This is a genomic window from Roseimarinus sediminis (assembly GCF_050433125.1).
Lineage (GTDB): Bacteria > Bacteroidota > Bacteroidia > Bacteroidales > Prolixibacteraceae > Roseimarinus > Roseimarinus sediminis.
Genome location: NZ_JBNPXV010000016.1, coordinates 1 through 21,764 on the forward strand (window position 1 = coordinate 1; position 21,764 = coordinate 21,764).

13 protein-coding genes are annotated in these 21,764 nt (G+C 49.3%); 7 read left to right on the forward strand and 6 right to left on the reverse strand.

The features are described from left to right. Nucleotides 1–135: 135 nt before the first annotated feature. The 3 genes from FHS86_RS16625 to FHS86_RS16635 all read right to left on the reverse strand — a co-directional run bounded on the left by FHS86_RS16625 (nt 136) and on the right by FHS86_RS16635 (nt 5,962). Nucleotides 136–519, reverse strand: coding sequence for a DoxX family protein (locus tag FHS86_RS16625; protein WP_429416322.1), 384 nt, complete (start codon nt 517–519; stop codon nt 136–138). Nucleotides 520–622: 103 nt separating this feature from the next. Beyond that, the gene (locus FHS86_RS16630; RefSeq protein ID WP_429416325.1) at nt 623–1,834 is read right to left on the reverse strand and encodes a DEAD/DEAH box helicase; all 1,212 of its coding nucleotides are present in this window, start codon (nt 1,832–1,834) and stop codon (nt 623–625) included. Nucleotides 1,835–1,906: 72 nt separating this feature from the next. Continuing rightward, complete coding sequence (locus FHS86_RS16635) at nt 1,907–5,962, reverse strand: hybrid sensor histidine kinase/response regulator transcription factor (RefSeq protein ID WP_429416328.1); 4,056 nt, start codon at nt 5,960–5,962, stop codon at nt 1,907–1,909. A gap of 968 nt (nt 5,963–6,930) precedes the next feature. On the opposite strand from FHS86_RS16635, the gene FHS86_RS16640 reads away from it, so the two are divergent. Next, nucleotides 6,931–7,329: a helix-turn-helix domain-containing protein gene (locus FHS86_RS16640; RefSeq protein WP_429416330.1), complete on the forward strand. Its 399-nt coding sequence runs from the start codon at nt 6,931–6,933 to the stop codon at nt 7,327–7,329. 628 nt (nt 7,330–7,957) lie between these two features. On the opposite strand, the gene FHS86_RS16645 is transcribed toward FHS86_RS16640, so the two are convergent. After that, nucleotides 7,958–9,682, reverse strand: coding sequence for a glycosyl hydrolase (locus tag FHS86_RS16645; RefSeq protein WP_429416333.1), 1,725 nt, complete (start codon nt 9,680–9,682; stop codon nt 7,958–7,960). Nucleotides 9,683–9,694: 12 nt separating this feature from the next. After that, complete coding sequence (locus tag FHS86_RS16650; protein ID WP_429416336.1) at nt 9,695–10,870, reverse strand: glycoside hydrolase family 26 protein; 1,176 nt, start codon at nt 10,868–10,870, stop codon at nt 9,695–9,697. Between the two features lie 461 nt (nt 10,871–11,331). On the opposite strand from FHS86_RS16650, the gene FHS86_RS16655 reads away from it, so the two are divergent. The 6 genes from FHS86_RS16655 to FHS86_RS16680 all read left to right on the forward strand — a co-directional run bounded on the left by FHS86_RS16655 (nt 11,332) and on the right by FHS86_RS16680 (nt 20,911). Then, a complete protein-coding gene (locus FHS86_RS16655; protein ID WP_429416339.1) occupies nt 11,332–12,426 on the forward strand; it encodes a glycoside hydrolase family 26 protein in 1,095 nt (364 codons plus the stop codon). Between the two features lie 817 nt (nt 12,427–13,243). Next, nucleotides 13,244–14,419 carry a glycoside hydrolase family 130 protein gene (locus FHS86_RS16660; protein WP_429416342.1) on the forward strand — a complete coding sequence of 392 codons (1,176 nt, stop codon included), beginning with the start codon at nt 13,244–13,246 and terminating at the stop codon, nt 14,417–14,419. A 1-nt stretch (nt 14,420) separates the two neighbouring features. Next, nucleotides 14,421–15,635, forward strand: coding sequence for an AGE family epimerase/isomerase (locus tag FHS86_RS16665; RefSeq protein WP_429416345.1), 1,215 nt, complete (start codon nt 14,421–14,423; stop codon nt 15,633–15,635). An 807-nt stretch (nt 15,636–16,442) separates the two neighbouring features. Continuing rightward, nucleotides 16,443–17,618, forward strand: coding sequence for a glycoside hydrolase family 130 protein (locus tag FHS86_RS16670; protein ID WP_429416348.1), 1,176 nt, complete (start codon nt 16,443–16,445; stop codon nt 17,616–17,618). A gap of 1 nt (nt 17,619) precedes the next feature. After that, complete coding sequence (locus tag FHS86_RS16675; RefSeq protein ID WP_429416351.1) at nt 17,620–18,834, forward strand: AGE family epimerase/isomerase; 1,215 nt, start codon at nt 17,620–17,622, stop codon at nt 18,832–18,834. A 700-nt stretch (nt 18,835–19,534) separates the two neighbouring features. Continuing rightward, nucleotides 19,535–20,911, forward strand: a complete 1,377-nt coding sequence (locus FHS86_RS16680; protein ID WP_429416354.1) for an MFS transporter — start codon at nt 19,535–19,537, stop codon at nt 20,909–20,911. Between the two features lie 4 nt (nt 20,912–20,915). On the opposite strand, the gene FHS86_RS16685 is transcribed toward FHS86_RS16680, so the two are convergent. Next, on the reverse strand, nt 20,916–21,749 hold the full coding sequence (locus tag FHS86_RS16685) for an ion transporter (RefSeq protein WP_429416356.1): 834 nt from the start codon (nt 21,747–21,749) through the stop codon (nt 20,916–20,918). Nucleotides 21,750–21,764: the final 15 nt, after the last annotated feature.

Here is a 21,764-nt window from a genome sequence, read left to right on the forward strand (position 1 = left end):
TAATAAATAAGGAATAAAAAATAAGGAATAAAAAATAAGGAATAAAAAATAGAAAAGGGACTTAGCACTCATGAACTTAGGAACTCAGGCACTCAGGAACTCAGGCACTCAGGTACTCATGCACTTATGCACTTCTCAATAAAATATCCGTATGAAGGTGACGAGCAGGATCATGATGAGCAGGAAGGTGGTGAGGGCGGCTTCTTTGTGTTCGCCCAGGCGGAGGTGGGTGATGGGGGCACCGATCATGAGCATTACCAGCAAAAAGGCAGCAACGACCGAAAGGAAGGGCAGGACAGAGAACTGATAGGGAATAAAGAAAAGCAGGGCGCCGATAATTTCGGCCCAGGAAATGAAATTGAGGTAAAGGGTCGATTTTTCAGAGGTCCAGCGCAGATTGCCCCTGAGTGTTTCATGCGATTTGACCAGTTTCATGGTACCAGCCAGCAAAAATACGAGGCTGATCAGTATCGACATAAGCAAGGCAAACAGTTCCATGTGCTGCAGGTTTAAATTCATTACAATATATGAATTTTTTACATAGCATGCCTGTTCCTGTGTTTGTAAATAAAAAACATTGAATGCTTAAAGCCAAAGGCAGCTTCCTGTCGATCAGCCTGCTTTATTTCTTTTTCCTCTTGAAACGGCGCTTTTTATCGCCAAAGTTGTCCTTGCGTGCAGGTTTCGAATTCCATTCGGGTGCCGGTCCCAACTCAGGAGGCAGGGGGAGCTTCATGATTTCTTTTTCGATGAGCTCTTCGATGCGCCTGAACTTGTACATATCGGGTTCGCTGATGAGCGTCAGTGCCACCCCTTCGGATTCGGCACGGGCGGTACGGCCCACACGGTGCACATAGTCTTCGGCATCGCCCGGCACATCGTAGTTGATGATCAACTCAATGTCCTTGATGTCGATGCCGCGGCTGATGACGTCGGTGGCCACCAGTACGCGTGTTTTTTTGGCTTTGAAATCGGACAGCACAGCTTCGCGTTCCTTTTGGGTGAGGTCGGACGAGATGCCGGCAATGGTGTCGTTTTTCATGCGCAGACTGCTCACAATTTTACCCACCTTGGCCTTGGTGGAAGTAAAAATAAGGATGCTTTTGTACTGTTCCTTGCCGGTGATGAGGTGGGTGATGAGCTGGCGTTTCTGGTCTTCGTGGACCAGGTAGGCGGCCTGCAATACCCCTTCGGCGGGTTTCGACAACTCGATGGCAATCTCGACGGGGTTTTTCAGGATGGCACCGGCCAGCTTTTTGATTTTTGGCGGCATGGTGGCACTAAAAAACAGGGTCTGCCTTTCTTTGGGCAAATAGGAAACGATGCGCTGGATGTCGTCGAAGAAACCCATGTCGAGCATGCGGTCGGCCTCGTCGAGGACCAGGTGTTTGAGTGTGTCGAATTGGATGTTGCCCATGCTCAAATGGCTGATCAGCTTGCCGGGGGTGGCCACAATGATGTCGGTTTGTGTTTTGAGCGCCTTGCTTTCACGCGACCAGTCGCTGCCATCGCCACCGCCATAAATGGCAATCGAATTGGTGGGCAGGAAGTAGGAGAAGCCCTGAATCTGCTGATCGATCTGGATGGCCAGTTCCCGGGTGGGGACTATGATGAGGGTGTTAATGCCTCCGCTGTTGTCGTCGCCCAGCTTGTCGAGGATGGGAAGTATAAATGCGGCTGTTTTTCCGGTGCCGGTTTGGGCAAAGGCCAGCAAATCTTTGTTTTCGAGTATAACAGGAATGGCTTTTTCCTGGATGGGTGATGCCTTTTCGAAGCCCATGTAGGAGATGGCTTCCAGAATGTCATCGTGTAAATCAAACGCTTCAAATCTCATTAAAATGCACTATGTTAAATTTCGCGTAAAGGTAGTAAATTAATGCTTGATCAATATCAATGAGCAGGAATGTTATTTTTTATGCTCATGGTGCTGTGCATATTCCGAAGGATTTAAGCCAAATTCGTCGTTAAAGCATTTTCGGAAATACTTCAGGTCGATGAAACCCACATCGTAAGTTACTTCCTTCACGGTGAGGTGGCCGCTTTTAAGCAGTTCGGCGGCCTTGTGCAGCCTGACCTTGCGAATGAAGCTGTTGGCCGAAAGCCCTGTAATGGCCTTGAACTTGCGGTAGAGCTGCATGCGGCTGAGACCGAGATCGCTGCAGAAGTCGTCGATGTTGTAGTCCGAATTGTCGATGTTGCTGAGTACAATGTTGCGGGCCTTTTCGACCAGCGGATGCATTTCTTCTTCGGCTTCAGTGAACTCTTCTTTTTTCAGCTCGACGGTACGAAGGTTGAATTTCTCCTTTAGTTTCAGCTGTTTTTCGATCAGTTTGTTCACCCTGACGATCAGATGGCCGGGGTCGATGGGCTTGGGGATGTAGGAATCGGCTCCCTTGCTGAGCCCTTCGATGCGGTCGGTTTGCGACGAGAGCACCGTGGTGATGACCACCGGAATGTGGTCGGTGCGCTGGTCGCTTTTAAGGTGCTGACACAATTCGAGCCCGTCCATCCCGGGCATCATGATGTCGGAGATGACAATGTCGGGGATGTGTTCGAAGGCCAGGTCGAGTGCCTGTTTCCCGTTGGCCGCCTCGATGACCCTGAAATCTTTTTCGAGCAGGGAACGGATGAATTGTCGGACCTCGAAATTGTCGTCGGCAATGAGGGCAATGAGTTCTTCCTTCTCGTAGAGCGATTTGAGCCCGCTGAATTCTTCGTTGACCTTTTGCCTGAGACTTTGGTCAATTTTGGTCCAGTCGATGACCAGTTCGCGGTTTTCGATGTTGTTTTTTTCTTCGTTCGAATAAACATCGGCTGCCGGCAGTTCGATGGTGAATTCGGAGCCTTCGCCTTCGGTGCTTTCGACCCGGATGTCGCCTTTGTGGAGTTCGATGAGTCGTTTGGAAAAGCTGAGTCCGATGCCTGCACTGTTGCGTTTCGCAGCACCGTAGAAGCGGTCGAAGATTTGCAGGAGTGCATCATTTTTAATGCCTCTTCCGGTGTCGGCCACCGTGATGCTCACCTTTTGCTCGTCGCCTTTTACACTGAGGGTGATGCTGCGGCCATCGGGGGTGTATTTGAAGGCATTCGACAGCAGGTTGAAGGTCACGCTTTCGATGAATTCCTGATCGATGTACACCGATCCCTCGTAGGTGGTTTTGAAGCGGTAGTCGATGTTGCGTTTCTGTGCTTCGTAATTGAAAAAGAGGTAGATGTTGTAAATGAACTCCGAAAGGTTGGTGGGTTCTACCTTGAGTTTGAGCTGGTCCTTTTCATTTTTTCTGAAATCCATGATGCGGTTGGTCAGTTGCAACAAGCGACTGGCATTACGGTAAATCATCAGGTGTTTTTCCTTGTAGGGATCCTTGCTTTCATTTTCGAGTATCCGGGCCAGGGGACCCAGAATGAGGGTGAGCGGCGTCCTGAATTCGTGGGAGATGTTGGTAAAAAAGCGGAGCTTCAGTTCATCGAGTTCCTGTTGTTTCCTGAATTCAACTTCCTTGAGTTGTTGTTTGTGTTTTTCCTGCACCTTCATTACACGGTTGTAAATAATGAAAAAGACCGAGAGCATGAAGAGCACAATGTAGCTGCTGTAGGCCCAGGTGGTGGCCCAAAAGGGTGGTTCGATGATGATGGTGAGTGCCACGGGTTCGTCGCTCCATACGCCGTCGTTGTTGGTACTTTGCAGGTAGAAGGTGTAGGTGCCCGGATCGAGCTTGGTATAATAGGCAAAGCGGTGTTGGGCATCGCGGTAGGTCCAGTCGATGTCGACCCCGTCGAGGAGGTAGGAAAACTGACATTTTTCCTGCACCTGGTATTCGAGGTTCGAAAACTCAAGCGAGAAGGTATTCTGATTGTATTTCAGCCTGATTTCGTCGCTCAGGGTGATGTTCTTTTCCAGGGGCTGATGCTCCTTGTCGGAACCGGGATAAATTTCCTGGTTGAAAAGGCTGAACGAGGTGATTTTGGGCAGGGGTTTGTTGTAGTTGTATTCGATTTTATAGGGGGTGAAATAGTCGATTCCTTTGTAGCCTCCAAAATAGAAGGTATAATCGTTGCCGGCGTAAATGCTGTTGAGGTAGAAGGCGTTGTTTTGCAGTCCGTCGGAACTGTCGAAGAGCTTAAACGGTTCATCGAGGTGGTTCGAGTTGATGCGTATGAGGCCTTTTTGGGTACCAATCCAGAGGAAGCCGATGGGATCTTCAATGATGGACTGGATGTCGAAAATCAGGTCTTTGTTGTACACCGAACGGATGGTGTCGTTTTCAACAACCGACAGGCCGGCTTCGGTGCCCACCCATATTTTGTTGTTCCGGCTCTGGTAGAGGGTGGTCACAAAGTTGCTGGCCAGGCCGTCGTGCAGGGTAAAACGTTCCTGCGAAAGGATGGTATTTCCTTCGATTTTCATTTTAATGAGGCCGCCGCCACTGAGTCCCACCCAGGTAAAGCCGTTTTTGTCTTCGAGCAGGGTATAAATCGAAAGGTCTTTCGAGTAGGGCAGCTGGCCGTTGAGGTCGGTCAGCACCACAAATTCGTCGCGTTGTTCGTGGTAATAGAAGAGCAGGCCTTCCCAGGTACCCAGCAGGAGGGTTTCACCGGCGCTTTGACAGAGGCTGGTTACGGTGTAGTAGTCCATGGTGTTGTTGGGTCCCCTGAATTGCGGGTAGTAGGTGAGGGGGTAGGGGCTGCTGTGAGTGGGAAAGGAGAAGATGCCCAGATGGTTTTTTCCCGAGGTCCACACCTTGTCGTCGATGGTTTTCATGGTAAAGATGAAACGGGGGACTTCGCCTCCGGCAGGTGCTTTAAAGCTAACCGCTTCGAGCTGTTTGTTTTCATCGTTAATCCGGAAGATGCCTTTGCCCCAGCTTCCGGCCAGGAGCCTGGTGCCTGCCATGTCGATGGCACTGATGATGGCGGGGTTGTGTTCGCTCCCGGGGGTGTTGAACTGCCGGAAATGGTGCTTGCGCGGCAACAGTGAATAAAGGCCGTCTTCGCGGGCCAGCAGCAGGGTCTCTTTGTGGGTAAACAAAATTTGGTTAATGTCGGACTGGGAATGGCCTGTGCTCCGGTTGCTCACATATTCGCTGAGTTTTCGATTGTTCAGGTTGAACTCGTACAAACCTCCCTGTGAGCCCAGCAGCAGGGTGTGTTTGTTGTTGAAATCGTTTTTACGGATGATGGATTTGAAACGTTCGTTGAGCAACAGCAGGGGTTCGGCATTGACCTCGTTCATGTTGAGCAGGTAGAGGCCGGTATTGTTTGAAATCAGGTATTCGCCGGGCGCGATGGGTTCTATTTCGGAGAAATGTTGTTCGAACAACGGATGTTTGTATTTGTAGCTCACTTCTTTTTTCAGATCGAGCAACACCAGGGCATTGTTTCCAAGGGCCACGGTTTGTTGGTCGACGGGTGTAATCACCGAAACCTGGTTGCTGTTCAGCAGGTTGGGATGGCTTTCGCGGGTATAGGTTTTGATTACTTCTCCGCTGGCAGCGATTACATTCATGCCGCCGCGTTCGGTACCCACCAGCACGGTGTGGTCGGCCAGCGCTGCCAGAGTAATTACATTGTTATCGCTGATGCGCCGGGTGCTTTCGTTCGAAGTGAGGTAGCTGGTACTGGCATAGGTGCTGAGGTCGATGCGAAAGAGGCCGGTGACAAAGGAACCCACCCACAGTTGATTGTTGTCGATCAGGAGGGTCCCAATTTTTAGGGCATCGAACTGCGGATTGATGCTTGAAAAATTAATGGCCCGATAGCCGTCGTAACGGTAGAGCCCTTTCCAGGTTCCTATCCACAGGTAGCCACTCTGGTCCTGTACGATGCAATTGATGGCACCTTCGGGCAGGTCGGTTCCGGCGGTAAGGTCCTTGATCACCACCGCCTGTTGTGCCTTTGCAGGTAATAATAAGCAGAGCAACAGCAGCGTCGATACCGCAGCTGCATTCCAAAATTTCAACATAATATGAGGCATAATACTAAAATACCCCGCCAAATTAATAAAAATGTGATAGGATCGATAAAAGCGCCTGTTCGTTTTCTTTTGAATTGTGTTTTTATCGGGTGATGTCGATGTGTGCTCTGGTGCTGAACAAAGCCCTTTTAATGGGCATTCCATTTATGTCGTGTAATAAGAGACCAAAGTTTGAAGCGGGCTTTAGCCCAATTATTTATTCACAACACACCATCTCAACAAAGTCTCCCCAGGTGCAGCGCACCGCCAATGTTTATAGCCATTCGCAAACCCAAACACCCCCAGGTGCAGCGCACCGAAACCTTTCTGGCATAAAATGCCTTGAACATCCTCGACGTTTGCCGGCCATACAACAATAACCTTTGTCTTAAGCGCTACCGTGGCCAGATATATTTTTGTACCCTTTTTACCGTTCGCTAAAGCGAAACAGCTTGTCCCGGTGCAACCGGGAGCAATCATAATGCTACCAATGAAGAAGCTATAATAAAAGCCCCAACACCCGCACTGCACTGCCCCATCTCCCCCCTTCAGGGGGGATTAAGGGGGGTATTGGAGGCGAATCCGACCGTCCACCGACGGGCGGTGAGTCCCGGTGCAACCGGGAGGGGTATTCACCAATCTACCACCTACACGCCGGCCGATTAAATCGGCCATACAGCCGTCACCTTTTTTTCAAACCCGCTACCGTGGCCGGGTAAATTTTTTATCATCCCAGCCCCCTACATAAATGTAGGGGCTATTAACTCCATTTCATTACGTTGAACGCTGTTTCATAATGCTACCTATGAATAAATAATTCTATTTTACCACACTTCTAATAAATGTGGAGCAAAAAAACTCACAATCAACCTTGCACCTAACAACTTCAACGCGAACCTTTCCCCCGACTAAGTCGGGCTAAACCTAAAATATTTTGTGTATTTGTTTACCAGCTTCAACCAAAAAATACATTCATCATGGAAACAAATACCAGCACCCCGGCAACTAAAGTACACCATGGCCGTAACATCAAACGCCTGCGTGAAATGTTGGGTGTAAAACAAGAATTCATTGCCAATGAACTGGAAATGACCCAGCAAACCATTTCAAAACTCGAACAAAAGGAAGAAATTGAAGACAAGGTATTGGAGAAGGTGGCAGGTGTTTTAAAAGTACCTGTGGAGGCTCTAAAAAACCTTAATGAAGAAGCAACGTTCAATATTATTGCCAATAGTTATCACGATAATTCATCTGCAGTTAATTACCAATGCCATTTTAATCCAATGGATAAAGTAATTGAATTGTACGAACGTTTACTCGCTGCTGAAAAGGAAAAGGTGGCCTTGTTGGAGAAATTGCAGGGAGAAAAAAAATAAGGAGGTGCTTGCGCCCTTTCAGGGCTTTTAGTTCGAACACCATCACTTTTCGCCGGGCTACGCCCTCCCGGTTTCACCGGGACAAGCACGCTATTGCTTTAAGGCCCTTGGCCTTAGCCTCACATCGAACCTTTCCCTCGACCAAGTCGGGGGTTTTGTAGGGTTAATAAAAGCTCCAACGCTCGCACCACACTGTGCCATCTCCCCCCTTAAGGCGAAGCATAGAGGAGTCCCGGGAACCGGGAGGGGATTAAGGGGGACCTTTAATCCTTGTAGCCAGCAGCTTCAATGGAAACCTTTCCCCCGACTAAGTCGGGGTTTGAAAAACCTGAACCCCGACTCAGTCGGGGTTGAAAAATAAAAACAAAATACCAAACCCGCACCCAGCAACTTCAATGGCAAACCTTTCCCCCGACTCAGTCGGTTTTTTTTACCAGCGGGTGTTAAACAATCAAAAAATAAAAGCACCAAAATTCGCACTTTACTGCCCCAACCATTACAACCTTTACAACCAGCAAGCAAATAATAAAAGCCCCAACACTCGCACTGCACTGCCCCATCTCCCCCTGGAGGCGAATCCGACCGTCCACGGACGGTCAGCGGAGTCCCGGTGTAACATGGAGGGGTCTTACTGTTTTTTTAAGGTTTTCAGGGTGTGAACTGCTGTTTCATAACCGTAGGAAACAAGGTAGATTCCGGGCGGATGACTGTGCATCGAAAGGGAGGTATTGGGTAACAACTCGCTTTGTTTCCGTTCGATGAGGGTTCTTCCGCTACTGTCGCTGATGGTGAGCCACAGGGGTGTTTCGCTGAAGTTAAAATGCAGGGTTTGCTGAAAAGGTACCGGATAAATGCGTGTTGCATGGCCGGTGGCTTTTGAGCTGCTGGTACTGTCGGGCTGGTACCACTTATCGGGCAGCTCATCGAGGGTCATAATGGAATCGTGCTGAAACACTTCTTTCAGGTGTTCGTTGCTGTTTCTTTCTCCGTCGAAAATAAAATCACCGCTCCAGGTGCAGAAATAAAGCCAGGGAGCCTCCTTTGAGTACATTTCGCCGGGATCGGGGATGGTTCCGTTTTCCGACATGGTGAGCATCTTTTTGCCTTCGAAGAGCTGACGCAGACGGTCGAACATGGAGGCGGAGGCGCTGTAATCGCCGTTGTTAAGGTAGACATCAACACCCAGGATGTCGACGTAGTCATCGCCGGGGTACCAGTCGAGGGCATTGGGACTGTCGGTGGTGGTCCACACCCACAGAAGGTTGTTAAGCTGGTGATGCACTGTGAAGCGTTCGTACATGAGTTGCCACAGTTTGACACAGGCTTCGGGTCCTTTGGCTCCCCACCAGAACCAGGCTCCTTCGGCTTCGTGCAGCGGGCGCCACAGTACGGGAATTTTCTTGTCCTGCAGGCGTTTCAGCTGAGCGGCAATCACGTCCATGTCGCGCAGCAGTAGCTGGTAGCGTTCCGATTCAGGATCGTTGATGGCAGCTGCCAGGTCGAAGGTGGTGGCACGGGTGTAGAAGCCACTCCACCAGGGTTGCTCTTCGGTGTTGGGCAGGTCGGTGGGCGCATTCCAGTGCCACGAAAGGGTAACGAGCCCGTGTTGATCGTTATAAAATCGAATTACATCGTCAGTTACGGTCGATTTCGCTCCGAATTCAACCCGCGATGGTGAATAGTCCATGAGGTCGTTGCCATACAAAGCCGGGTATTTGCCGGTCTGGCGGTGCAGGTATTGCCATTCGCTGCTAAAATCGTTGTAGCTCTTGCTTCCTCCGACATACTGGCCTGCGAGACTTTGCTTTCCAAAGTGATCGAGCAGAAAATCGTATAGTTTTCGGGTTTCAGCCGAAGCAGCCTGATTAACGGGATGTTCGCTGATGTTCCAGCTTACGGGAGGCTCCGGGTCGGCCAGGCGGAAGTAGTCGACTTCGAACCAGCCCCAGCTTTTTTCGATGACGATGCTGTTGCTTCCTTTCTTCAGCATGACGGTGCCTGCATCTATTTCGGTAAAGCCGGCCGATGCGGGGAACAGCAGGTCACCAAGGTTTTCGCCATTGAAATACACCCGGTTGTTTTTATCACCATAGGGCCCCGAATAACCAATCATGAGGCGCTGTTTGCCCTCATTTTCACTTTCGAAGCTCAATTCCAGGCGGTCGCCTTCGTTGTCGAAGCCGCTTACATAGCCACTGCCCGAGTAGCCCTTGTGTTTCGTCTCAATGTGCACACCCGTCAACTGGCCGTTTTCGGCTTCCAGCTTCTCAAGCTCAACCTTAGCCTCAAGTTCCAGGCCTGCCAGTAAGCATGACATAAAAATTACAATCAGCAGTACTATCCTTTTTCTCATTTCGTTTTTTTCTTATTGGTACATTTCGGGTAAATCGTCTTCAAACAGGGTGGCCGGGTGCTCATAAAATTTCAAAAAATCGTCGATGGCTGCCTGCCCGTTGGGAAAATCGTTTTCGATGCCCCGGTAAGGATAGTAGAACTGCGATTGGCCTTGTCCGCTCCAGTCGGCGCTGTACCAGCTTTCGACCCATACAATTCCCTTCAACTTTGGATTGGTGACCAGGGGGCGGAGAACATAATTGCTCCAGTAGTCGGGTATTTCTTCAGGATATCTGAAAATGCCGTCCTGCATGCGCAGACCGGTTTCGGTAATGGCCGCCACCTTGTCGTGGCTTTCGGCATAGGCCACCAGCTTTTCGAGTTCGCCTGTCACCAACTCCATGGGTTTGTAATGGATGGCACCCATTTCATAAATATCGAGGCCCAGAATGTCGACGTAGTCATCGCCGGGATAGTATTCCATGGTGAGGCGGGTGTCGGGGCTCCAAACGTAGAGCAGATTGTCGACACCGCTATTGCGGAGGTAGTCGACGGTGAGCCGGTAGAGTTGCACATATTCCTCAGGCGTACAGGTGGCCGAACCCCACCAAAACCAGCCGCCGTTCATTTCGTGCCAGGGGCGGAAGGTGGTGGCAAAGCCCAGTTCTTTAAAAACCGGAATGACCACGCTGTCGAGTTGGGTATAAAACCAGTTGAGTTCAGGATTGTCATCGCGCGTACCTCCTTTGACGATCTTTTTCACCAGCAGTGAGTCGGCGGTGTTGATCCCGTTTCGTTGAGCATAGAAAGAGTTGCTTTCCATGCCCCTGATGTGCCAGCAGTAGCCCGTAACAGCACCTCTTTCGTAGGCCTTTTTCATGGCTTCGAGGTCGGCCGTCCGAAGTTTAGGGTCGTCGCCGTGCCACATGAAATCGCTTTCGTAGTAGGCGGGGTGCTGACCGGTAATTTCTTTGCTGTCGGAATTGTTGAAGCCTTCCCAAATGTGTTTTTCCTTGTACATCAGGGTGGTGGGATTGGCACATCCGAACATGATTTTGCCACTGTCGGCCAGGGCTTTCAGTTTGATGTACAGTGTCTCTGTTTCAGCATTCCGGTAATCGGCGGCTGTTTTGCTTTCCTGCTTTGTTCCGCTGCACGATAACAGCAGCAGCAAGGCGGGGAGGAATAGATAGTTGAGTTGTTTCATTGTATTAAAGTCTTAAGTCAATAGTCATTAAGTCAATAGTCATTAAGGAAAAAAGGAAAAAGGAAATGACCACTGTAGAGACGCGCTATAGCACGTCTTCAATGACCACAATCTGAATTACAGCGCGTCTTCAATGACCACAATCTGAATTCCAGTGCGTCTCCAATGACCACAATACAGATGTATTCCAGCGCGTCTTTACGTTTCCAATGTCCGATGACATTTTCATTTTGTGCAATATTAGTATAAAGGGTGGAGCATGAAGTGGGGTGATTTTAACACATTCAGGGGGAATATGTGATTTGACAGGTATTTGGGCGGGGTGCAATATTTATCCACCCCAAAGCGCGCATCTGTCCCCTGTGTTTTGAGGCGGCTGTTTAAATCCCCCTTAAAAATGAAATTATTGTTGCCTGTCTTTTGAGCTTTCCTGACTAATCTTGTCTTTTTAATCAGAAACGATGAAAACGATCATGATGATACTGCTGCCGCTTGTGCTGCTGAATGCCTGCAATGTGCGAAAGGCAAAGTATGCCGAAAGTGAAGCAGTGAGCTTGTTGCGCAGTGAGCTGGCCCATGCGGCACGTAATGGAATTCTTTTCGGGCACCAGGACGACCTGGCCTATGGTATTGGCTGGAAGGAGGAACCCGGCGAATCGGATGTTAAACGGACGGCCGGTGATTATCCTGCTCTTTTTGGATGGGAAATCGGCCATGTGGGCGACAGTACAAACATCGACGGAGTGCCTTTTGCTTCGATGGTGCACTACATTCAGGAAGTACACCGCATGGGCGGAGTGAACACCATCAGCTGGCATGCCCGTCATCCTGTAAGCGGCAACAGTTCATGGACGCTGAACGACATTGACATAAAGGCGCTGCTGCCCGAAGGGAAAGCGCACGAACAATTCAAAGCCTCGCTCGATAAAGTGGCTGTTTTTATTTCGCAGCTGACCGACGACCGGGGTGAACTGATTCCTGTTATTTTTCGTCCCTGGCACGAAATGTACGGCGGTTGGTTCTGGTGGGGCAGTACCACATGCAGCAACGAGGATTACATTGCACTCTTCCGCTTTACCGTTGACTATCTTCGCAATGAGAAGGGACTGAACAACCTGCTGATGGCCTATTCGCCCGACTCGGGAGCCGATACCCCTGAGAAGTACCTGTCACGTTATCCGGGCGATGATGTGGTGGACCTGCTGGGAATCGACAATTATGGCGATTATCAGATTGAGCGACTCGATCAGGTGGTGCAAAAACTGTCGATGGTGGTTGAACTGGCTGCCGCGAAAAACAAACTGGCTGCCTTTACCGAAACCGGTTGCGACCGCCTGGAAATCGATCAGTGGTATACCAGCAATTTATTGCAGGTGCTCAGGGCCAACGAACACACCCGGTCGCTGGCCTATGTAATGGTTTGGCGCAACCGCGACGAAGATCATTTTTATGTACCCTATCCCGGTCATGCCCAGGCCGAAGACTTTAAAAGCTTTGCCGACGACGGCCTGATCCTGCTGCTTGAGAAATACAGGAAGGCGAAGGAGGAATTATGAATGGTGAATTGTGAATGGTGAATTGTGAATTGTGAATTATGAATGGTGAATTGTGAATGGTGAATGGTGAATGATGAATGGGTTCGCTTATGAACGGAGGTTTTTATGGACCGATGAATAGCCGTTGGCTTTAGCCAACGGACCAGGAAGAACAAAGAAGCCCCCGGCCACAGTAGTGCCTGTTCAAATGAATGGGTGCTGTATGGCCGGAAGATAATGGTGAATGATTAATGGTGAATGGTGAATGAAAAAAATGGTATCAGGTAGTAGGGCACAAGACAAAAAAACAAGAAACAAGAAACAAGAAATAAGAAACAAGAAATAAGAAACAAGAAATAAGAAATAAGAAAGGGACTTAGGAACTCAGGCACTTTTTCTTTGTGGGCTTTGTGCGTACTTGGTGTTCTTTGTGGTAAATAACAAAGTCATTGGTCAATAAGTCATTAGGAAAAGGAAAAAGGAAGATGGAAGATGGAAGATGGAAGATGGAAGATGGAAGATGGAAGATGGAAGCAAGACACTAGACAATAGACTTTTAGACTTAGGCACTAAGGTACTAAGGCACTCAGGTACTCATGAGCTTTTTCTTTGTGTTCTTTGTGCGTACTTGGTGGTCTTTGTGGTAAATAACAAAGTCATTGGTCAATAAGTCATTAGGAAAAGGAAAAAGGAAGATGGAAGAAGGAAGATGGAAGCAAAACACAAGACATTAGACATTAGACTTTTAGACTTAGGCACTTAGGCACTAAGGCACTAAGGCACTAAGGCACTCAGGAACTCAGTCACTCAGGAACTCAGGAACTCAAAATAAAACAGCATGACAGAATTATTTCATCAAAGAAAGGAAAGAATTGAACGGGAGCACGAAGCGCTGTTGAGGCGGAAAAATGAGGCCTTGTTCAGTACCAATGGTATATTTCAGCGTTACAAACATCCGGTGCTTACCCGCGATCATGTGCCGCTGCACTGGCGTTTCGACTACGATGTAGCCCGCAATCCGCGCTTCATGGAACGCATTGGCTTTAATGCTGCTTTTAATGCAGGAGCCATCAAATGGAAGGGAAAGTACCTGCTGATGGTGCGGGTGGAAGGGAACGACCGGAAATCGTTTTTTGCCATCGCTGAAAGTCCTAACGGAGTAGACCAGTTTCGTTTTTGGGACCGCCCGGTCAGCCTGCCACAAACCCATCAATGGGATACCAATGTGTACGATATGCGGCTGACCGTGCATGAAGACGGATGGATTTACGGTGTTTTCTGCTCCGAACGCAAAGATCCCTCGGCACCCGATGGGGATACCTCGAGCGCCGTGGCAGCTGCCGGCATTGTACGCACCAAAGACCTGAAAGTATGGGAGCGCCTGCCCGACCTTATTTCGCATGGCGGTCAGCAACGCAATGTGGTGCTGTTTGAGCAATTCGTCGATGGGAAATATGCCTTCTTTACCCGTCCTCAGGATGGCTTTATCGATACCGGCAAAGGGGGAGGCATCGGCTGGGGCCTGTCGGAAAGCATTGAGCATGCCGAAATACTCCACGAAAGCATCATCGACAGCAAGACCTATCATACCGTGTATGAAGTAAAAAACGGACTGGGACCTCATCCCATCTACACCGACCAGGGCTGGCTGCACCTGGCACACGGGGTTCGCAATACGGCGGCCGGACTGCGTTACGTGCTTTACGTCTTTCTGGCCGATAAAAATGATGTGTCGAAGATCACCCACAAACCGGCCGGACATTTTATCGGCCCGCTTCAGGATGAAAGGGTGGGCGATGTGTCGAATGTGGTCTTTTCGAATGGTTGGATTGCCGACGACGATGGTCGTGTGCTGATCTATTATGCCTCGTCGGATACCCGCATGCATGTGGCCGAAACATCCATTGAACAGCTGCTCGACTATTGTCTGAACACGGCACCCGACCGCCTGCATTCTCATCTTTCGGTCGAAACCATTAACGCATTGATCGACCACAATAAAAAATGCATGTAGCATGGTGAGCAGTAAAAAGGAGTGGATATCAGCGCTCAGTCAGGAGCTGGAACGCATCATGGATTTTTGGTCGGTCGAAATGATTGACAAGGAGAACGGAGGCTTCTATGGAGCCATGGATCATTTTGGAAAGATCAAAGCAGATGCCACGAAGGGAGCAGTGCTGAATGCCCGCATTCTTTGGGCTTTTTCGGCCACCTTCCGTTTTGGAAAAAAGGCGCGCGACCAGGAAATGGCCCGGCGTGCCTGTACTTATTTTATGAAACATTTCAGGGACAGGGAGCATGGTGGTGTTTATTGGGAGCTGGATGCCCGGGGCAGGCCGCTGAATACACGCAAGCAGGCCTATGCCCAGGGCTTTGCGGTTTACGGTCTGGCCGAATACTACCGCGCCCTGGGCGATGAGGAGGCCCTGGAAGCGGCTTTTGCGCTTTTTCACGACATTGAAACGCATTTTTACGACCAGGAACATGGGGGTTATATCGAAGCCCTGGCTGCCGACTGGAGTGCCCTGGACGATATGCGGCTAAGTGCAAAGGATGCCAACGAGCCCAAGTCGATGAATACCCACCTGCACCTGCTCGAACCCTATACCAACCTGTACCGCTGTCGCAAAGATCCGCAGCTGGCTGAAGCCATCAGGCGTTTAATCAGGGTCTTTCTCGATCACATCATCGATGCCAAAACGGCCCACTTTCAGCTTTTCTTCGAAATGGACTGGAAGGTGAAGTCGGACATTGTTTCCTACGGTCACGACATCGAAGGATCGTGGCTGCTGGCCGAAGCTGCCGAAGTACTGGGCGACCAGGCGCTTATCGACGAGGTGAATGCCATGGCCCTGCGCATGTGCGAGGTAACCCTGGCCGAAGGCACCGACAGGAGGGAAGCCGGACAGTTGTCGCTTTTTAACGAACGCGAGGGAGAAGCACTCGACAGCGACAAACACTGGTGGCCCCAGGCCGAAGCCATGGTGGGCTGGGTGAATGCCTGGCAGCTTAGCGGAAAGGAAAGCTATCTTGAAGCAGCACAAGAAGTGTGGACCTTCATTCAAAAAAAACTGATCGATCAGCAGAACGGGGAGTGGTACTGGCGGGTCGATGCAGCAGGTAAGCCCTGCGAAGAGGAAGAAAAAGCCGGCTTCTGGAAATGCCCCTACCACAATAGCAGGGCACTGATTGAGGTGCTGGAAAGGACGGAAGATAATGGTGAATGGTGAATGATGAATGGTGAATGGTGAATGGTGAATGATGAATGGTGAATGGTGAATGGTGAATGATGAATTGTGAATGATGAATTGTGAATGGTGAATGGTGAATGATGAATGGTGAATGGTGAATTGTGAATGGGTTCGCTTATGAACGGAGGTTCTTTTGGAGCTATGAATAGCCGTTGGCTTTAGCCAAAGAACCAGGAAGAACAAAGAAGCCCCCGGCCACAGTAGTGCCTGTTCAAATGAATGGGTGCTGTATGGCCGGAAGATAATGGTGAATGATTAATGGTGAATGGTGAATGAAAAAAATGGTATCAGGTAGCAGGGCACAAGACAAAAAAACAAGAAATAAGAAACAAGAAATAAGAAATAAGAAACAAGAAATAAGAAACAAGAAATAAGAAATAAGAAAGGGACTTAGGAACTCAGGCACTTTTTCTTTGTGGGCTTTGTGCGTACTTGGTGTTCTTTGTTGTAAATATAACAGTCATTAAGTCATAAGTCATTAAGGAAAAGGAAAAAGGAAGATGGAAGATGGAAGCAAGACACTAGACAATAGACTTTTAGACTTAGGCACTAAGGTACTAAGGTACTCAGGTACTCATGAGCTTTTTCTTTGTGGGCTTTGTGCGTACTTGGTGGTCTTTGTGGTAAATAACAAAGTCATTGGTCAATAAGTCATTAGGAAAAGGAAAAAGGAAGATGGAAGAAGGAAGATGGAAGCAAAACACAAGACATTAGACATTAGACTTTTAGACTTAGGCACTCAGGAACTCAGTCACTCAGGAACTAAGGAACTCAAAATAAAACAGCATGACAGAATTATTTCATCAAAGAAAGGAAAGAATTGAACGGGAGCACGAAGCGCTGTTGAGGCGGAAAAATGAGGCCTTGTTCAGTACCAATGGTATATTTCAGCGTTACAAACATCCGGTGCTTACCCGCGATCATGTGCCGCTGCACTGGCGTTTCGACTACGATGTAGCCCGCAATCCGCGCTTCATGGAACGCATTGGCTTTAATGCTGCTTTTAATGCAGGAGCCATCAAATGGCAGGGAAAGTACCTGCTGATGGTGCGGGTGGAAGGGAACGACCGGAAATCGTTTTTTGCCATCGCCGAAAGTCCTAACGGAGTGGACCAGTTTCGTTTTTGGGATCGCCCGGTCAGCCTGCCGCAAACCCATCAATGGGATACCAATGTGTACGATATGCGACTGACCGTGCATGAAGACGGATGGATTTACGGTGTTTTCTGCTCCGAACGCAAAGATCCCTCGGCACCCAATGGGGATACCTCGAGCGCCGTGGCAGCTGCCGGCATTGTCCGCACCAAAGACCTGAAAGTATGGGAGCGCCTGCCCGACCTTATTTCGCATGGCGGTCAGCAACGCAATGTGGTGCTGTTTGAGCAATTCGTCGATGGGAAATATGCCTTCTTTACCCGTCCTCAGGATGGCTTTATCGATACCGGCAAAGGGGGAGGCATCGGCTGGGGCCTGTCGGAAAGCATTGAGCATGCCGAAATACTTCACGAAAGCATCATCGACAGCAAGACCTATCATACCGTGTATGAAGTAAAAAACGGACTGGGACCTCATCCCATCTACACCGACAAGGGCTGGCTGCACCTGGCACACGGGGTTCGCAATACGGCGGCCGGACTGCGTTACGTGCTTTACGTCTTTCTGGCCGATAAAAATGATGTGTCGAAGATCACCCACAAACCGGCCGGGCATTTTATCGGCCCGCTTCAGGATGAAAGGGTGGGCGATGTGTCGAATGTGGTCTTTTCGAATGGTTGGATTGCCGACGACGATGGTCGTGTGCTGATCTATTATGCCTCGTCGGATACCCGCATGCATGTGGCCGAAACATCCATTGAACAGCTGCTCGACTATTGTCTGAACACGGCACCCGACCGCCTGCATTCTCATCTTTCGGTCGAAACCATTAACGCATTGATCGACCACAATAAAAAATGGATGTAGCATGGTGAGCAGTAAAAAGGAGTGGATATCAGCGCTCAGTCAGGAGCTGGAACGCATCATGGATTTTTGGTCGGTCGAAATGATTGACAAGGAGAACGGAGGCTTCTATGGAGCCATGGATCATTTTGGAAAGATCAAAGCCGATGCCACGAAGGGAGCAGTGCTGAATGCCCGCATTCTTTGGGCTTTTTCGGCCACCTTTCGTTTTGGAAAAAAGGCGCGCAACCAGGAAATGGCCCGGCGTGCCTATACTTATTTTATGGAACATTTCAGGGACAGGGAGCATGGAGGTGTTTATTGGGAGCTGGATGCCCGGGGCAGGCCGCTGAATACACGCAAGCAGGCCTATGCCCAGGGCTTTGCGGTTTACGGTCTGGCCGAATACTACCGCGCCCTGGGCGATGAGGAGGCCCTGGAAGCGGCTTTTGCGCTTTTTCACGACATTGAAACGCATTTTTACGACCAGGAACATGGGGGTTATATCGAAGCCCTGGCTGCCGACAGGAGTGCCCTGGACGATATGCGGCTAAGTGCAAAGGATGCCAACGAGCCCAAGTCGATGAATACCCACCTGCACCTGCTCGAACCCTATACCAACCTGTACCGCTGTCGCAAAGATCCGCAGCTGGCTGAAGCCATCAGGCGTTTAATCAGGGTCTTTCTCGATCACATCATCGATGCCAAAACGGCCCACTTTCAGCTTTTCTTCGAAATGGACTGGAAGGTGAAGTCGGACATTGTTTCCTACGGTCACGACATCGAAGGATCGTGGCTGCTGGCCGAAGCTGCCGAAGTATTGGGCGACCGGGCGCTTATCGACGAGGTGAATGCCATGGCCCTGCGCATGTGCGAGGTAACCCTGGCCGAAGGCACCGACAGGAGGGAAGCCGGACAGTTGTCGCTTTTTAACGAACGCGAGGGAGAAGCTCTCGACAGTGACAAACACTGGTGGCCCCAGGCCGAAGCCATGGTGGGCTGGGTGAATGCCTGGCAGCTTAGCGGAAAGGAAAGCTATCTCGAAGCAGCACAAGAAGTGTGGACCTTCATTCAAAAAAAACTGATCGATCAGCAGAACGGGGAGTGGTACTGGCGGGTCGATGCAGCAGGTAAGCCCTGCGAAGAGGAAGAAAAAGCCGGCTTCTGGAAATGCCCCTACCACAATAGCAGGGCACTGATTGAGGTGCTGGAAAGGACGGAAGACAATGGTGAATGGTGAATGATGAATGGTGAATGGTGAATGGTGAATGATGAATGGTGAATGGTGAATGATGAATGGTGAATGATGAATGGTGAATGATGAATTGTGAATGGTGAATTGTGAATGGGTTCGCTTATGAACGGAGGTTTTTATGGACCTATGAATTGCCGTTGGCTTTAGCCAACGGACCAGAAAGAACAAAGAATCGCCCGGCCACAGTAGTGCCGGTTCAATTGAATGGGTGCTGTATGGCCGGAAGATAATGATGAATGGTGAATGATGAATGGTGAATGATGAATGATGAATGGTGAATGATTAATGGTATCCGGTAGCAGGGCACAAGACAAAAAAACAAGAAACAAGAAACAAGAAATAAGAAATAAGAAATAAGAAACAAGAAACAAGAAATAAGAAACAAGAAATAAGAAACAAGAAATAAGAAATAGGAAAGGCACTCAGGCACTTTTTCTTTGTGGGCTTTGTGCGTACTTGGTGTTCTTTGTGGTAAATATAACAGTCATTAAGTCATTAGTCATTAAGGAAAAGGAAAAAGGAAGATGGAAAAAGGAAAAAGGAAGATGGAAGATGGAAGATGGAAGATGGAAGATGGAAGCAATACACTAGACATTAGACAATAGACTTTTAGACTTAGGCACTCAGGCACTCAGGCACTCAGTTACTCAAAAATAAACTCAAAAACACAAATAAGAATTCAATTATGAGTGAAAGCGTTAGTTTACGGGAGAAAGTATCGTATGGTTTTGGCGATGCAGCATCATCAATGTTTTGGAAGATTTTTTCGATCTATCTGGCCATTTTTTATACCGATGTGTTTGGCATTTCGGCGGCGGCAGCCGGAACCATGTTTCTGATTACCCGCATCTGGGATACCGCCAACGATCCCATCATGGGCATCATAGGTGACCGCACCAAAACCCGATGGGGAAAATTCAGGCCTTATCTGCTGTGGGTATCACTGCCCTTTGCCATCATTGGCGTGCTTTTGTTTACAACACCCGACCTGGGGACCACCGGAAAGCTGATCTACGCCTACATCACCTATACGCTGATGATGATGGCCTACACCGCCATCAATGTTCCCTATGCCAGTCTGCTGGGGGTCATGACGGCCAATTCGAACGAGCGGACTTCGCTGGCTTCGTACCGCATGTTGTTTGCCTTTGGCGGCAGCTTGCTGGTTCTGGCCGTTTATCAGCCCATGGCCGATCTGTTTGGCAAAAGTTTCAGTGAAGCGACGGCTTATCAACTTACCATGGTGGTGGTGGGCATTGTTGCCATCGTCTTTTTCCTTTTCACCTTTTTGGGAACCAGGGAGCGCATTACGCCTCCCAAAAGTCAGCAGAACAATTTAAAGGAAGATGTTAAAAACCTCATGTTGAACATACCCTGGTTCATCCTGCTGGGTGCCGGGGTGATGACCCTCATCTTTAATTCGGTACGCGACGGGGTGGCGGTTTACTACTTTAAATATTTCATTAGCGACGATGTGGCCATTTCGCTGGCCGAAGTCACCATCCGCTATGGCACCCTTTACCTGTCGCTGGGTCAGTTGTTTAACATGGCCGGGGTGGTGATGGCCAAGCCGGTATCGGCCCGTTTGGGCAAGCGAAAGACCTTTATGTTTGCCATGCTGGGTGCGGCGGTATTTAGTGTGTTTTTCTTCTATGTCGACCGTGAATCGCTGATGATGGTGTACGTGCTGCAGGCACTGACCAGTTTTTGTGCCGGCATCATCTTTCCGCTACTGTGGTCGATGTACGCCGATACGGCCGATTATTCGGAATGGAAAACCGGACGGCGTGCTACCGGACTGGTATTCTCTGCCTCGAGTATGACCCAAAAGCTGGGCTGGACACTGGGTGGCTCCATCACCATGTGGCTGCTGGCTTATTATGGCTTTGAAGCCAACATTGAACAAACACCGGCCACCATTTCGGGTATCCGCAAAATGATCAGCATTGTGCCGGCTGTTGCGGCCCTGCTCTCGGGCGCCTTTATCTATTTTTACCAACTCGACAAGGAGACCATGGCGAAAATTGAAAGCGAGCTGGCAGTGCGAAGGAAGGATGCCTAAGCTGTCAGTGCCCGGACTGCTTCGGGTTCAATGCGCTTCCACACTTGTGGCAGTAAACCGATTCGGGCAAATGGTCTTCTTCCTTGCAGGCGGGGCAGCTATTTTTTGGCTGATCGGAACTTTTAAAGGTGCGCGACATTTCAACCGACACAATGCCCGTGGGGATGGCAATAATGCTGTAACCCAGTAGCATGATGAAAGAAGAAACAAATTTGCCCAACGCACTTACCGGAACAATATCGCCATAACCAACCGTGGTGAGGGTAATGATGGCCCAGTAAATGCTCACCGGAATGTTTGTGAATCCGTTTTCACCCCCTTCGATGACATACATGATGGTTCCCAGCAGTACCACCATAATTAAAACGAAGAGCATGAAGATGAGTATCTTCAGTGCGCTTTTCCTAAGTGCCAGTACGAGCATGTTGCCAGCACGCAGTACATGGTAAAGCTTTAAAATACGGAATACCCTCAGCAGACGAAAAGCCCTGACAATGATTAAAGCATGGGCGCTGGCCACTCCAAAGGCCAGGTAAGTGGGAAGGATGGCCAGTAAATCGATGATGCCCATGAAACTGAAAACATAACTGCGGACTTTGGGCGAAACATAAATCCGCAGTAAATACTCCACCGTAAAAAGAATCGTAATGATCCATTCGAGCATTAGCAGCCAGTTTCCTATTTGACTTTTGATACGCTCTACACTTTCGAGCATGACCAATACGATGCTCAATACGATCAAAACCAGTAAGACCAGGTCGAAGGTCTTACCACTTCTGGTATCTGATTCAAAAATGATACGGTAGAGTTGCTCTTTGAATTTGCTTCGTTTTGCCATGACTTTACTTTCCAT